At 43.9% G+C, this 13,679-nt stretch carries 11 protein-coding genes; 2 read left to right on the top strand and 9 right to left on the bottom strand.

What is annotated here, in order from left to right:
- The first annotated feature begins 226 nt into the window (after positions 1–226).
- Positions 227–1,543 carry a cyclic nucleotide-binding domain-containing protein gene (locus BLV86_RS01665; protein WP_031548542.1) on the top strand — a complete coding sequence of 439 codons (1,317 nt, stop codon included), beginning with the start codon at positions 227–229 and terminating at the stop codon, positions 1,541–1,543.
- Between the two features lie 281 nt (positions 1,544–1,824).
- On the opposite strand, the gene BLV86_RS01660 is transcribed toward BLV86_RS01665, so the two are convergent.
- From BLV86_RS01660 to BLV86_RS01630, 7 genes are all read right to left on the bottom strand, one after another.
- The gene (locus tag BLV86_RS01660; protein WP_242873210.1) at positions 1,825–3,480 is read right to left on the bottom strand and encodes a C40 family peptidase; all 1,656 of its coding nucleotides are present in this window, start codon (positions 3,478–3,480) and stop codon (positions 1,825–1,827) included.
- A 287-nt stretch (positions 3,481–3,767) separates the two neighbouring features.
- Complete coding sequence (locus tag BLV86_RS01655) at positions 3,768–4,565, bottom strand: ABC transporter ATP-binding protein (RefSeq protein WP_031548547.1); 798 nt, start codon at positions 4,563–4,565, stop codon at positions 3,768–3,770.
- The gene (locus BLV86_RS01650) at positions 4,565–5,548 is read right to left on the bottom strand and encodes an ABC transporter permease (RefSeq protein WP_031548549.1); all 984 of its coding nucleotides are present in this window, start codon (positions 5,546–5,548) and stop codon (positions 4,565–4,567) included. Before BLV86_RS01650 ends, BLV86_RS01655 begins: the two co-directional genes overlap by 1 nt.
- Before the next feature lie 164 nt (positions 5,549–5,712).
- A complete protein-coding gene (locus BLV86_RS01645) occupies positions 5,713–6,783 on the bottom strand; it encodes an ABC transporter substrate-binding protein (RefSeq protein WP_090814910.1) in 1,071 nt (356 codons plus the stop codon).
- 344 nt (positions 6,784–7,127) lie between these two features.
- Positions 7,128–8,168, bottom strand: a complete 1,041-nt coding sequence (locus tag BLV86_RS01640) for a TIGR03943 family putative permease subunit (RefSeq protein ID WP_090814909.1) — start codon at positions 8,166–8,168, stop codon at positions 7,128–7,130.
- 108 nt (positions 8,169–8,276) lie between these two features.
- Positions 8,277–9,617, bottom strand: coding sequence for a GTP-binding protein (locus tag BLV86_RS01635; protein WP_090814908.1), 1,341 nt, complete (start codon positions 9,615–9,617; stop codon positions 8,277–8,279).
- Positions 9,618–9,834: 217 nt separating this feature from the next.
- Positions 9,835–10,587, bottom strand: coding sequence for an HAD family hydrolase (locus BLV86_RS01630; protein WP_090814907.1), 753 nt, complete (start codon positions 10,585–10,587; stop codon positions 9,835–9,837).
- Positions 10,588–11,012: 425 nt separating this feature from the next.
- Here BLV86_RS01630 and BLV86_RS01625 point away from each other — a divergent pair, with 425 nt between their 5' ends.
- Positions 11,013–11,783: a ribonuclease H family protein gene (locus BLV86_RS01625; protein ID WP_090814906.1), complete on the top strand. Its 771-nt coding sequence runs from the start codon at positions 11,013–11,015 to the stop codon at positions 11,781–11,783.
- A gap of 74 nt (positions 11,784–11,857) precedes the next feature.
- Here BLV86_RS01625 and BLV86_RS01620 read toward each other — a convergent pair whose 3' ends face one another.
- Both BLV86_RS01620 and asnA read right to left on the bottom strand, forming a co-directional pair.
- Positions 11,858–12,472 carry an NUDIX hydrolase gene (locus tag BLV86_RS01620; RefSeq protein WP_090814905.1) on the bottom strand — a complete coding sequence of 205 codons (615 nt, stop codon included), beginning with the start codon at positions 12,470–12,472 and terminating at the stop codon, positions 11,858–11,860.
- Positions 12,473–12,591: 119 nt separating this feature from the next.
- Positions 12,592–13,599: an aspartate--ammonia ligase gene (gene asnA, locus BLV86_RS01615; protein ID WP_090814904.1), complete on the bottom strand. Its 1,008-nt coding sequence runs from the start codon at positions 13,597–13,599 to the stop codon at positions 12,592–12,594.
- Positions 13,600–13,679 lie beyond the last annotated feature (80 nt).

Here is a 13,679-nt window from a genome sequence, read left to right as displayed (position 1 = left end):
CTTAATAAATGCAAAACATAACTACTACATTATAGACCATCTGATGAATAAAATCCATATCCTTAAAACTTATGTTCTGATTTGTTCATGACAGTTCTTTCCTAAGCATTGAAATAAGGCGGTTTTTGCCTGTAAAAAATATGTTTTGTTTGACTTTAAAAACACTCGGTGATACCCTATGTTTAAAGACATAAAAATACAAGTCTCAAAATACAGGAGTAATATCATGATCAATGTTGCTATAGTCAGTCCGGATCATTCACTGGAACCTGTGGACAAGGTTATTTCAGAACATGATTTTGGATGTCAGTTTTTCAAGTATATATATAAGAAGCTTACTGATATAGATGAAATATATCAGGACTGTAAAGGAAAATGCGACGTAATATTTTTCTCCGGAGAGCTTGGTTATCATTATATAAAAAATAAATTCCCGGACATAAGAATACCCTGTACTTTTACAGCTTACGAGCCTATAGATGTATTATCGATACTTCTTCAGTTCAAAAATGAGCATCCCGGAACTAAATTAAACAGGATTTATTGTGATTTCCTGACTCCTACAAATAATTATATGGGAGTGAGTCAATATATAAAAAAAGATGAATGCCCATTTTTTTATGAAGATACTCATTATGATTATAAGCATCTTACAGCTTATGCCAAAAAACTTTGGGACGATGGCAAGATAGATTATATACTCTCCCGTTCCATCAATAATCTTAAAAGACTGGATGAACTTCACATTCCTTATGTTGCTGTTTTTCCTTCGGAGGATATGATAGTCAAGTCCATTAGAACGGCACTTAAGGAGTTAAAGCTTAATCAGTTTGATCAGAAGGATGAGTTAAGCATTCTTATCCGTTTACCTTTTGGTGAGGATATAGACCAGGAGGAACAGGAATACCGTGAGGCTACCTTGTATAAGATGCTTGTTGATCACCGTAAGGAGAATCACATACATTTCAGCATTACTCAGGGATTTAATCAGTTTGAGATTCATGCACAGATGGAGGCAGGGACATTTGAAGTTGAGAAGCTCCGCCCTATTCTTCTAAAAATGAAGAAGGAGCTTGGATTTGCTTTCAGAATAGGTGCCGGTGTCAGCTCGTCAAAGGAGCGTTCAAGATATTTTTCCGAACATGCTTTGATGGAGGCCAACAGATATGGCAGAAACGATGCATTTTTTGTTGGTGAGGAAGGTAAAGTAACGGGACCTTTGAGTTCGGATACTCAGCTTATGTATAATTATTCCAATGAAAAGGCGCTAAATTTTGCCAGGGATAATGGTATCAACGAAACGAATATCCTTAAGCTCATCAGTATGTTTGAGCAGGATGAGAGGCAGATTATCAGTTCACATGAGTTATCTTCCATTCTTGGGATAACTCCCAGATCTGCAAGTCGTATTTTGGCGAAGCTTCTGGATCTTCACATCATCAGTCTGAGTGAGAATGGTGAGCATGACAGGTCCGTAAGACAGGGTAGGCCGACGCACTACTACAACTTTAATGGGCTTGAGTTCAGGAATGCGCTTATGTAGTGAAATGGGACGAGAAACCGAAGCGGCGGGCGCCGGCCCACTCGATACAAGGAGAAAATGCCATTTAAATGCGCTACGCGCAGGCATTTTCGTTTGATTTCGGCTTACGCCGAAACAGCCTCGCCGCCTGGGGGCATCAGCATTTCTTACGAAACGCTGATAGGTCTCGCAAGCCTTGGCACCCACCGCTTCGGTTTCTCTCACGTTTTGGCTTAATATATAACTGAATCAAGAAGTAAAAAAGGGTAGCACCGAGGTGCTACCCTTTTTGTAGATTTGAATTAATCGCCTATTACGTTTCGTATTGCGACCGGGGTGCGGTAGTTCCAGCGGTAGATGCGGATGCCGGAGCGGCGGGAGGCTGCGTTTACAACCTGGCCGTTTCCGATGTACATACCGACGTGGTTTATGGTTCCGCTGCGGTTTGCATAGAATACGAGGTCGCCGGGTTTCATGTTGTCACTGCTTACTTTTACGCCGGCTCCTGCCTGGTCACGGGATACTCTTGGTACATATATTCCGAAATTTTTGAGAACCGACTGTACAAAGCCTGAGCAATCGGCTCCGTGTGTGAGGGAGGTTCCACCCCAAACGTAAGGGTTTCCGACGAACTGGCAGGCGTAGTTCACGATCTTGTTTCTGAAGGCTGCTGCAGCGTTGGCAGCTTCTACTGCAGGGTAATACTCGATGGCTTCCTGAAGTGCGTATCTTACGGAAACATTGTTGTCACGGGTTGATACGAAGGATCCCTGTGATGAGTCACTGTCATCACCGTCACCGAGATCAAGTTCTACCCATCCATCCATCTGATTTACTACGTCATAGCGCTGTCCGCTGGTTACCTGCGTCCAGGCTTCGGAATCTGTTGATGCCTGAGATCGTACATTAAGTGACTGTGTATTGATGATGGCCATAACGTGAGCATTCTGCACGGCAAGATCCTGGGCAGTCTGGCCTGTGGCAAGAAGGTCTGCACGAACATAACCTTCTACGGAACCTGACTTTATATGATACCAGCCGTTTTCTTCCCCGAGGATGTTGCAGCCTCCGTATCCCGGGAATTTTCCGATTATGTTGTCAATGCCTTTTTCTTCAGGTGAGGAACGCACATTGATGTAATCGGAAGCCAGTGAAACACCGAGATTATCATACATGTTGAGAACCTTCTGCTTAAGATTCAGGGACTTTGCTTCATCAAGACCAAAACCAAGGGAAACATTCTCAGGGGACGCAGACATATAGGCTATGTCAAAATTATCGATATTGTCCGAGGAAATCATGATCCAGTCTTCATTTACTCTCCCAAGAACCTCGTACTTCTCTCCTTTTGCTGCAGAACCGATGGTGTTTCCATCTGCTATTTCAGGAGTTGAACGTATACGCAGTTTGTCAGTAACAACGGTGGCTCTTGGTTTAATAAGGCTTCCTGCAAGAGTTTTTGCATCCTCTCCTGTTACTATATAGGCAGAAGCAACATATCCGTCCATACCGCCGGATCTTATATGCATCCAGCCGGAAGCATTTTCGGGGGCTGCTTCCACTACGTCAACAGCAGAACCATTGGCAAGCATGCCCATGATATTGGTAAGGTCATTCTGGTCAGGGGCACTGCGGAAATTGATATAGCTGTCGCAGGTTACGATTCCGAGATCCGCATATTGTGCAATTGAATTGTTGATGGCCTCCATCTGGATGGCCTTGGTGAATACCTGAATTTCTGATAGAGTTGACTTTACGGGCTGACTTTCACCGGCAGAGGCGATGTCTTCCACAGCAGTCTCTGATTCTACAGCCATTACGGTATCTTGTGAAAGTGTGGATTTCTGTCCCTTCATTATAAGAGCTATGATAATGGCTATGACCAGTACACATAGAATTCCTGCCGAAACAAAAAGCATTGTATGTTCTCTGTCATAATTCATTTTTGGATTTCCCATATATTGATACTCCTGTGAAAATTGGCATGAGATGTATTATATCATATATATTTTAGCATAATTCTGAAGTTTTGCTGAACATGTATTTATGCATTGAGAGTGTAAGTTTAATGTTGGATTTAAATAGCGGGAATCGTCTGAGAAGCGCCTTCCTATGATAGATAGCTCCACAAAATCTTTCATGCTTCACTGACAGTTATTCTGACACACAGGGCCGGCAAGAATCGTCCCCGGTGGTTATATATTAAAAAAGGTTGCAGCGTTTTACTGCAGCCTGAGAGTTTTTGTTATTTTGACAGGAGCATTCTGTCGTTTGCAAAGTTTCCGCCGGATAGTTCTTCAAACTTATGAAGGAGATCCTCAACGGTAAGTTTTTTCTTCTCTTCACCTGAAATATCAAGAGCAACTCTGCCTTCGTTCATCATTATGAGACGGTTACCGTGGGCTATGGCATCACGCATGTTGTGTGTAACCATAAGAGTTGTAAGGTGATGTTCTTCTACAACCTTGTCGGTTGCTGCAAGAACCTTTGAAGCAGTCTTGGGATCCAGAGCCGCGGTGTGCTCGTCCAGGAGCAGAACCTTCGGCTTTTTCATGGTGGCCATAATAAGTGTAAGAGCCTGTCTCTGACCACCGGAGAGGAGTCCTACCTTTGCTGTAAGCCTGTCCTCAAGTCCAAGATCAAGATCCTTAAGGTACTCCTGATACTGCTCTCTTTCTTTTTTGGTAACGCCCCAGCGGAGGGTGCGCCTCTGACCTCTTCTTGCGGCAAGGGCCATGTTTTCATCGATCTGCATGTCGCCTGCGGTTCCTGTCATAGGGTCCTGGAAAACTCTGCCGAAATAAGGAGCACGCTGGTACTCTGAAAGTCCTGATACATCAACTCCGTCAACAAGTATCATGCCTGAATCCAGAGGCCATACGCCGGCAACAGCATTCATAATTGTGGATTTTCCGGCGCCGTTACCGCCTATGACTGTACAGAAATCCCCGTCATTAAGGGTAATGCTTACATCGATGAGAGCCTTCTTTTCGTTAATGGTACCGGGATTAAAGGTTTTGTTAATGTTTCTGATTTCCAGCATTAGTCTGCCTCCTTACCGTTATTTGCTGATTCAGCCTGAAGCTTTGCGTTTCGCTTGGCCAAACCGGAAAAAGAATTATTGCTGCGTTCTTTTAGATAAGGTACTGCAAGGAATGCTGCAACCACGATTGCTGTAAGAAGCTTCATATCGTCAGCAGGGAACTTAAGCCACAGAACGAATACATAAACCATGTAGTAGATGATGGCACCGATAACAGTGAAGCTGAGTCTCATGATAAAATTGAGACGTTTTCCTACGAGGGTTTCGGCAAGAACTTCACCGATGATAACGGCAGCAAGACCGATAACGATGGAACCCTGTCCCATCTTAACATCAGCAAAACCCTGATACTCTGAAAGGATACCGCCTGAAAGAGCTACGAGACCGTTGCCCAGCATAAGGGCTATGATCTTCATTTTGTTTGTGTCGATACCCTGGGCTCTGGACATATTCGGATTTATACCCGTGGCACGGATGGAGCTTCCAAGCTCTGTTCCCAGGAACCAATAGATAACGGCGATGATACATATGTCAACTACCAGTGTTAATGTCAGAGTCTGTCCGAGATAACGGATATTTGAAGTAAAGAATACTCTTACCGAATTTATAGGTACAGCCTGGTTTGCCTTTCCCATTATATTGAGGTTTATGGAATAAAGCGATATCTGGGTGAGGATTCCTGCCAGAATATCCGGGATACCGAGTTTTGTGTGAAGGATACCTGTTATGCATCCAGAAAGGATACCGGAGAAAAAGGAAGCTATGAGAACTATCTGAGGATCTACTCCGTTTAATATGAGCATAACTGCAACAGCTCCTCCAAGTGAAAAGGAACCATCGACTGTCATATCCGCAAATTTAAGGACACGGAAGGTGATATAGACACCCAGTGCCATGATGCCCCAGATCAGTCCCTGGGCAATACCACCCGGAGCTGCATTCCACAGAGCTACAGGATTAAGTGAAGAAAAATAAGCTTGCATTTAGTGAATCTCCGTTATCTTGAATAATTGATTTTAATGTTTCTAAAGCAACACGCAGAATTGCGATGCGCCTTATCCATAATGAAAAATAATTCAGTGCAATATATGTAACAATATTGCACTGATCTTTATTGAATATGATTTGATACTATAGATTTAAGATATTACTCTACTGCTGTGTAAGAATCAGGAATTGTGATACCGATAGCATCTGCATAAGCCTTGTTGTATTCCTTTGTTGTAGCTTCAGCGTAAGCGATAGGCATTGTAGAAACGTCTGCACCGTTTGAAAGGATTTCGATTGCCTGCTTACCTGTTGCACGTCCCAGATCTTCATAGCTGATGGAAAGTGTAGCAAGAGCTCCGGACTTCATCATGTTCTCTTCTCCGCAGATGATAGGGATACCTGCAGGCTGAACTATGTTATTGATAACAGTCATGTTGGAAGCTGCTGTATTGTCGGTAGGGATATACATAGCATCACAATCTGCAACAGCTGACTGAACTACTGACTGAAGATCGTTTGAATCCGAGAATGTGAACTCCTTATAAGCGATTCCGTCTTCTTCAAGATATTTCTCGATCTGGGATGCCTGGTACTGAGAGTTGGCCTCTGCTGAGCAATAAAGGATAGAAACATTCTTAACATCAGGAACGAGCTCAAGGATCATATCTTCCTGCTGATCAAGCGGAGCAAGATCTGAAGTTCCGGAAATGTTTATGCCTGTACCCTTTGATGCGTCAAAGTTGTCCATCGCAAGTGCTGTGCCGTAATCTGTTACGGAGGTACCAAGGATTGGGATATCCTGAGTAGCATTCATGGCTGACTGAAGTGCAGGTGTTGCATTTGCAAGGATGAGGTCATATTCATTGGATACGAATCCATTGATGATGGTTGTACATGTAGCTGAATCACCCTGTGCGTTCTGCTCGTCAATGAATACATTGTCGCCGTACTCTTCCTTAAGGACGTCGATGAAGCCCTTTGTAGCTGCATCAAGTGCACTGTGCTGAACAAGCTGGCAGATACCAACTTTGAGCTGCTTATCTGATGCTACACCATCAGCCGGAGCTGCGGATTCTTCTTTTGCAGCTTCAGTTGCGCCTGCGGCTTCAGCTTTAGTCTCCGCTGCAGAACTTGCTACAGGTGTTGTTGATGAACCACAAGCTGTGAGTGAAGCTGCTGCAAGAACAGCTGCCATGGAAACTGCTGTCAATTTAGTCATTTTTTTCATAACTTTTTCTCCCTTTTCCAGATGATGATTCGCGCCGATACTTTAGCGCTTTAAATCGTTTTATTTTTTATATTATAGGACATGGAAACAGCTATATCAAGACAGTTTTTATGATATTTTTTTTTGATATTACAATTGGTTATACAAGGGATGAATAATTTATGAAACGTGAGAGAAACCGAAGCGGATGGGTGCCGAGCTTGCGAGTTGGAAGAACAAATAGCCTGACATGTACGTAGCCGACACACGTCAGTGTGATCGGATGCGAACATGTCAGGCTATTTGTTCTTCCAATCGAGTGGGCCGGCACCCATCCGCTTCGGTTTCTCGTACCATTTAATTGTTTAAAATGCCACAGGCTCCTCGATAGGACCTGTACGAACGATAGTCTTAAGCTCGAGGACAGGCCCCTCTCCGCTGTACTCTTCTCTTTCTTCCATACCTACAGTGGCAGTGATCTTGACCCAGTCCCTTGTGTTGAAAGGAGCAAGAACTTTAGGATCGCCCTTTGTTACGAATCCAAGGAATGTCATGTCCTGAGCGCAGCAGGTCATTGCCATACGACCGGGTACACACTCGTTAGCAGGCATGTTCTTTCTTTTCAGCATCATGCCGGTAAAGGTAATGTCTTTGCCGATATATCGATCCGGGTTATCCATGCAATCCATAAACCAGGTTCCATAGTCTTCCGGTTTAACATCGATTGAGGAGGCATTGATATCATAGGGAAGATCTTCAGGAAGTGTATCCTGAGGAATCTCACCGTCTTTGCCCTCAAGGACTATAACAGCATTCTGTCCCATGGCTCTTATTTTGCGGCGGTAGTCTACAAGCTTTTCGTTGGGAATATTATCACAACGGTTCACAATGGCAAGTTCTGCAGAACGGAGCATCTGACCGATAAGGCTCTTCATGTTGTTTAAATAAAGATCAAAGGTTGAACCGTCAATGATAGTTATTATCTGATAGATTGCCCAGGATTCCGGAAGTGAAAGCTCGTAAGCCGGCTCGCGGTTCTGCTGCTCTGCAAGAGCTGTTTCTGACATGGGGCCGTCCAGAAGATCATCCTGGTTCCACATTCCGTTCCACTCAATGATTATACGCTCAGGATTATACTTGTCCTGAAGCTTCTTCAGGTTCTCTTCGTTGAAATCAGTCTCATTTTCTATAAGAACCTTAACTGTGTTGTATTTTTCAAGAGTGGCATCATCGAATTCTGACTCACCTTCTTCGCAAAGAAGCAAAAGTGTGGTGCCCTGTGCCTGAAAGTACTCCTGTGCCATGGTGAATTTTAAAAAATCAGTTTTTCCTGCCTCGAGAAATCCGTTAATGAGGAATACGGGAATCTGATCGTCTCTTAATTCATAATTATCACTTGTTGCCATATTGTCTCCATTTCAATTTTTTATCTGTTGATATAAATGGTTTTTACTTTAACCTGTCACGTCATCATATAATAAATCGACGGTGATGAGAATCACCGTCGTCAAATATTACATTCCTGCAAAAGCTTCACGGAGTTCGTGCTCGTTGAGATCCGCACCGATAACTACAACCTTTCCTGTATATTCAGGTGAGCCGGTTCTGATTTCGGTCTGCTCCGGAACGAGGTCAAAGTACATCCATTCGCCGTCCTTTGTAGGAAGCATTCCCTTACATCTTACAACCTTGCCGTACTTCTCTGAGTGAGCCATCTCCTCAAGGATCTGGGAAAGTTTGTCCTTCTCGAAAGGATATGGAGTCTCCACGCCCCAGGTCTTAAATATTTCATCTGCATCGTGGTCATGACCGCAGCTGCATCCCTCATGGTGATGCTCGTGCTCATGATCGTGATCGTGGTGGTGATGCTCGTGCTCCTCGTGGTCATGGTGGCAGCAGCACTCTTCGCCATCCTCGTGATGATGGTGATGCTCGTGCTCCTCGTGGTCATGGTGGCAGCAGCACTCTTCGCCATCTTCGTGATGGTGGTGCTCATGTTCGTCTTCATCATGATGATGGTGTTCATGTTCGTCTTCATCATGGTCATGATGATGTTCATGTTCTTCATGATCGTGGTGATGATGCTCATGTTCATGTTCATCGTGATCATGATGGTGATGATGATGGTGTGAATGGCTGTGATGGATCTGAACGCCGTTTGGAAGTGTCTCGACCTCATCATGCTCATCTTCGTGCTCATGATCTTCATGCTCGTGAACACGCTCCATTACATCCTGAAGCATCTCCTCTGCAAGATCATACTTCTTTGAGATAATGTTCACCAGCTGCTCACCTGTAAGCTTATCTGCAGGAGTTGTGATAACAGTGGCTCTTTCATTGATTCCCTTTATTATGGAAACAGCCTCACCAACCTTTGCTTCATCAGCGATATCTGTTCTTGAAAGTACAACGGTTCCAGCGTATTCGATCTGGTTGTTGAAGAACTCACCGAAGTTCTTGGAATACATCTTTGCCTTCTTTGCATCCACAACGGTAACTGCTGCGTGAAGCTCTACATCAAGGCTTTCTGAAACTGACTTCACAGCACCGATGATGTCTGAAAGCTTACCTACACCTGATGGCTCGATGATGATACGGTCAGGTTTATAAGTATTAACAACTTCTGTAAGAGACTGCTCGAAGTTTCCAACCAGTGAGCAGCAGATACAGCCCTGATTCATCTCACGGATCTCAATTCCGGAGTCCTTGAGGAAACCGCTGTCGATTCCTATCTCACCGAACTCGTTCTCGATGAGAACTACCTTTTCTGTTTTTAATGCTTCATCCAGAAGTCTCTGGATAAATGTTGTCTTGCCGGCTCCAAGGAAACCGGAAACGATATCTATACTTGTCATGATTACTCCTTCCAGTATAACATTTATATATCAAGATGATCGATTAATCTCATAAGGAGTTAACATAATCATCGGGCAAGCGAATCACGTGTATACAAAATTAGCACTCTTGATTCGGCATTGCTAATTATAGGTTTATGAAATTTTATTGTCAACCGATGAAACCGCCATAAAAAGTGCGAAATTGTGAAAATTCTGTAAAATCGGTTTTACACAATCATTCAGCTTCAAAGTATTCGATTGCCTTTCCGATATCTTCCGCACTTTTTATCAGCACATCGGCACCGGCTTCCTCCAGCTCTTTCTTATCGCGGAATCCGTATAGACAACCGATGGACTTAATGCCGGCTCTTTTTGCGGTTTCCATATCTGTGTTGGTGTCACCGACATAAATACATTCCTCTTTTTTGCAGCCGATGTGATTTAATGTATCATCCACTACACCTGTGTCAGGCTTCAAAGGATGGGTTCCGTCGTCACCTGAAATGTAATCAAAATACCCTTCGCCAAAGGCATGATTAAGAACTGTCACAGCCTCTGCCATTGGCTTGTTTGTAATGCAGGCAACCTTCCAGCCCTTTGCCTTCAAAGCATCAAGAGATTTTCTCATTCCGGGATACGGTTCTGCCTTATATATGCAGTTCTCTTTAAATATCTCCATATATGCATCGTGAACATCATCGATCTGCTCCATAACCTCGTCTGCCTGCTGGTCAAGGTCAAATGCTTTATCCTCGTCTTTCTCTTCCCACTTTTCTGCTTCCCTGTAGAGACGATTGGCGGTGGCTTCCACAGAACGCTCAACAAACTTGTGGCTGCCGATGCCTACGTACTTTTTTGTCTGCTCCAGGGTTACCGGGTCAAAGCCGAAACGTTCCAGAGCTTTATTCACAGTGTCCTGAAGACTGTAGAGAGTGTTTACAAGTGTGCCATCGAGATCTAAAAGAATTGCATTGAATTTCTGCGACATGGTGAAGGTCCTTTCTTAATTAATATCCGTTTGATGATATATGACAGAAATGTTAATATACAAATATAAAAGAGGTGTTGCCGATAGACGGCTAGCCCTTGGATGATAAGTTGCAAAAATAACTGCTCAAGTTTCTCAGGCTTAGGGGCGGTTATTTTTTTGCGAGCCTGTATCCACCGGGGACGGTTCTAGCCGGTGAGAATCGTCCCCGGTGGATATCTTTTGACGCTCACATCATAACACTAAATCTTAGGCATCTAAAGAGGATTTAGAATCTTTATAAAACATTTACTTCTTAATCTGTGGTAATGTTTTTTACTTTTAGGTAAAATGAGAAACAGTTTAGCGGGTTCAGGTTTTTATACATAATCGACGGAACTATTTACCGGCATATTTTTTTAAGCTTGAAATACAGGAAGGAATATATGGCATTTTATTACGCAGTTCAAAAAGGAAAGAAACCCGGAGTTTACAGCAACTGGAATGACTGCAAAGCCCAGGTGACGGGATTTTCCGGAGCAGTATATAAGAAGTTTGGCACAAAAGCAGAGGCGGAAGCATTTGCGGCAGCAGACACTGGATATGATATAAAAAAAGATTCCGGAGAATCCTCCGGGGTAAAGAAATCCGGATCGTCTACCGGTATGTCAGGCAAGGCGAAAGGTTTGGCAGATGGACGTTCTTCTGCATCCGCCAAGGTTCCCGAGGGTCCTCAGTTCCATTCTGTGGATGACATCAAAAGTGAAGATATAATAGCTGAGTTTGCGGGGGTAGATACGGAAGCTCTTGCCTATGTTGACGGAAGCTACAATGTAGTATCAAAGAAATTCGGCTACGGCGGGATTCTCATGAGGAGGGACGGAACCTTCGAGACGGTTCAGGGTTCAGGTTCAGACCCATCTCTCGCTTCCATGAGAAATGTTGCCGGCGAGATTCACGGTTCCATGGCAGCCATCAGGGCAGCCGCAAAACAGGGCGTAAAAAGCATTACCATCTTCTATGATTATATGGGGATTGAGATGTGGGCCGATGACAAGTGGAAGGCTAATAAAGAAGGAACCATTGAATACAAGGCGTTTATCGCTGAAATGCGAAACAGTATGGAGATACGTTTTCAAAAGGTAGCCGCCCACACCGGCGTCAGATTCAACGAACTGGTGGACAAGCTGGCGAAGGGTTCTGTTGGGATATTGTGATATGATTTAAGTTGTAATTGCCATATCGTTTTGTCTTTTATGCTAATGTTTATGAATGTTGTAATCATTATAACTTATTTCTGAGCCAGCAGCCATGCCATGATATGCACTGCCTGCTGGAATTTACCGGCAGAGATCATTCCCTCGATTTCGTCGGGAGTATATTTCTTCATATTCAGAAACTCTGTTTCATCCAGGGCCTGATCGGCTACTCTTCTGCAGTTTTTTGCCCGGTAGATATAGGCATAATTGTCTGCGATGGTTGCATTGGAGGGAACAGTGATGAGATGGCTCCATTCATCGGATTCATATCCGGTTTCCTCAAGCAGTTCCCGTTTTGCAGCCTGAAGTGCATCTTCTGAAGAATCATCTTTGATGTCTCTGTATTCTTTATTGTCCTTACGCTCAATGCCTCCGGCCGGGAACTCGGTGGTCACTTCCTTTATTCCCTGCCGGAACTGCTTAACACATAGATAATTCCCATCTGTGTCGGAAGCCACGATAACAACATAATTTTTGCGGCTATAGCAGTAGTAAGGTTCAAATATACTTCCGTCCGGGAATCTGTAGGATAATCTTTTGAAATCTATCCACTCGTCTTTTACTATATGCTCGCAGCTGACTTCCTCCCAGGCAAGGGGATCTTTCCGGCTGTTATCAGTTAAAGAGTTATTTTTATTCTCATCCATTTTTATACCTCAACATATACTATTGCTAGTATAATTAAAATAAAAAAATCGTTCAAGCCACTGGATGACTTGAACGATTTTTTCTTTTTTGGGATTAATATATCGTTTAGCTCAATACATCAAAGCAATGTGATATTATGCTTTGCACACTCATCGATCATGTCCTGAGGCCAGATACTTGCCTGAACCTCGCCGATGTGTGCTCTGTCGAGAAGGAGCATGCAGAGACGGGACTGTCCGATACCACCGCCGATGGTGTAAGGAAGCTCGCTGTTAAGGAGCATCTTGTGGTAAGGAAGCTCTGCTCTTTCCTCACAGCCTGCTTTCTTCAGCTGTTCTGCAAGTGACTTCTCATCAACACGGATACCCATGGAGCTTACTTCAAGGGCACAGTTAAGTGTAGGATACCAGAAAAGGATATCTCCGTTGAGAGCCCAGTCATCATAGTCCGGTGCTCTTCCGTCATGAGGTTCGCCATTTGAAAGCTTATCACCAATCTTGCTGATGAAAACGCAGCCGTGCTCCTTGGTGATGGCATTCTCACGCTCCTTGGCAGTCTTGTCAGGATACATCTTGAGAAGAGTCTCTGAATCGATGAAATAGATATCATCAGGAAGCTTGTTTACGGCATTGGGATACTTGTACCAAACCTCATGCTCCATGTGCTTGATGATACGGAAAATCATGCGGACAGTACCCTCGAGAGTTTCCTGTGTACGCTCTTCCTTATTGATGACCATCTCCCAGTCCCACTGGTCAACGTAGCAGCTGTGAAGATTGTCAAGCTCCTCGTCGCGGCGGATAGCGTTCATGTTGGTATAAAGACCTTCACCCGGTTTGAAGCCGTAGCGCTTAAGAGCCATACGCTTCCACTTTGCAAGTGAATGAACAACCTCTATAGTTTCTTCCGGCCACCATGGAACATCAAAGCTTACCGGACGCTCATAACCATTGAGATTATCATTGAGACCGCTGCTCTTCGGTACGAAAAGTGGTGCAGAAATACGGCTCAAGTTCATCTCACGGCCGAATTCTTTCTGGAATGTATCGCGAATGTACTTGATGGCTTCCTGTGTTTCGCGAACAGAAAGTCGTGGATCATAGTCCTTAGGAAAAATAAGTCCCATAGTTGCCTCCCTATTGTTATATTCTTTAAAGCACTATCTTAGCGCTATCGAAAACCCACTGCAAGTATTAATCTGCAAGA

The sequence above is a fragment of the Oribacterium sp. KHPX15 genome, from assembly GCF_900107835.1.
Lineage (GTDB): Bacteria > Bacillota > Clostridia > Lachnospirales > Lachnospiraceae > Oribacterium.
Note: the sequence above shows the minus strand (reverse complement) of the source record. Positions and strands in the feature narration are given on the sequence as shown.

Excerpts from the sequence above, each read along its gene's own strand:
- BLV86_RS01660 (WP_242873210.1), bottom strand. The coding sequence starts at position 3,480 with ATGGGAAATCCAAAAATGAATTATGACAGAGAACATACAATGCTTTTT.
- BLV86_RS01640 (WP_090814909.1), bottom strand. The coding sequence starts at position 8,168 with ATGGCAACAAGTGATAATTATGAATTAAGAGACGATCAGATTCCCGTA.
- BLV86_RS01665 (WP_031548542.1), top strand. The coding sequence starts at position 227 with ATGATCAATGTTGCTATAGTCAGTCCGGATCATTCACTGGAACCTGTG.
- BLV86_RS01650 (WP_031548549.1), bottom strand. The coding sequence starts at position 5,548 with ATGCAAGCTTATTTTTCTTCACTTAATCCTGTAGCTCTGTGGAATGCA.
- BLV86_RS01630 (WP_090814907.1), bottom strand. The coding sequence starts at position 10,587 with ATGTCGCAGAAATTCAATGCAATTCTTTTAGATCTCGATGGCACACTT.
- BLV86_RS01635 (WP_090814908.1), bottom strand. The coding sequence starts at position 9,617 with ATGACAAGTATAGATATCGTTTCCGGTTTCCTTGGAGCCGGCAAGACA.
- BLV86_RS01620 (WP_090814905.1), bottom strand. The coding sequence starts at position 12,472 with ATGGATGAGAATAAAAATAACTCTTTAACTGATAACAGCCGGAAAGAT.
- BLV86_RS01625 (WP_090814906.1), top strand. The coding sequence starts at position 11,013 with ATGGCATTTTATTACGCAGTTCAAAAAGGAAAGAAACCCGGAGTTTAC.
- BLV86_RS01655 (WP_031548547.1), bottom strand. The coding sequence starts at position 4,565 with ATGCTGGAAATCAGAAACATTAACAAAACCTTTAATCCCGGTACCATT.
- asnA (WP_090814904.1), bottom strand. The coding sequence starts at position 13,599 with ATGGGACTTATTTTTCCTAAGGACTATGATCCACGACTTTCTGTTCGC.
- BLV86_RS01645 (WP_090814910.1), bottom strand. The coding sequence starts at position 6,783 with ATGAAAAAAATGACTAAATTGACAGCAGTTTCCATGGCAGCTGTTCTT.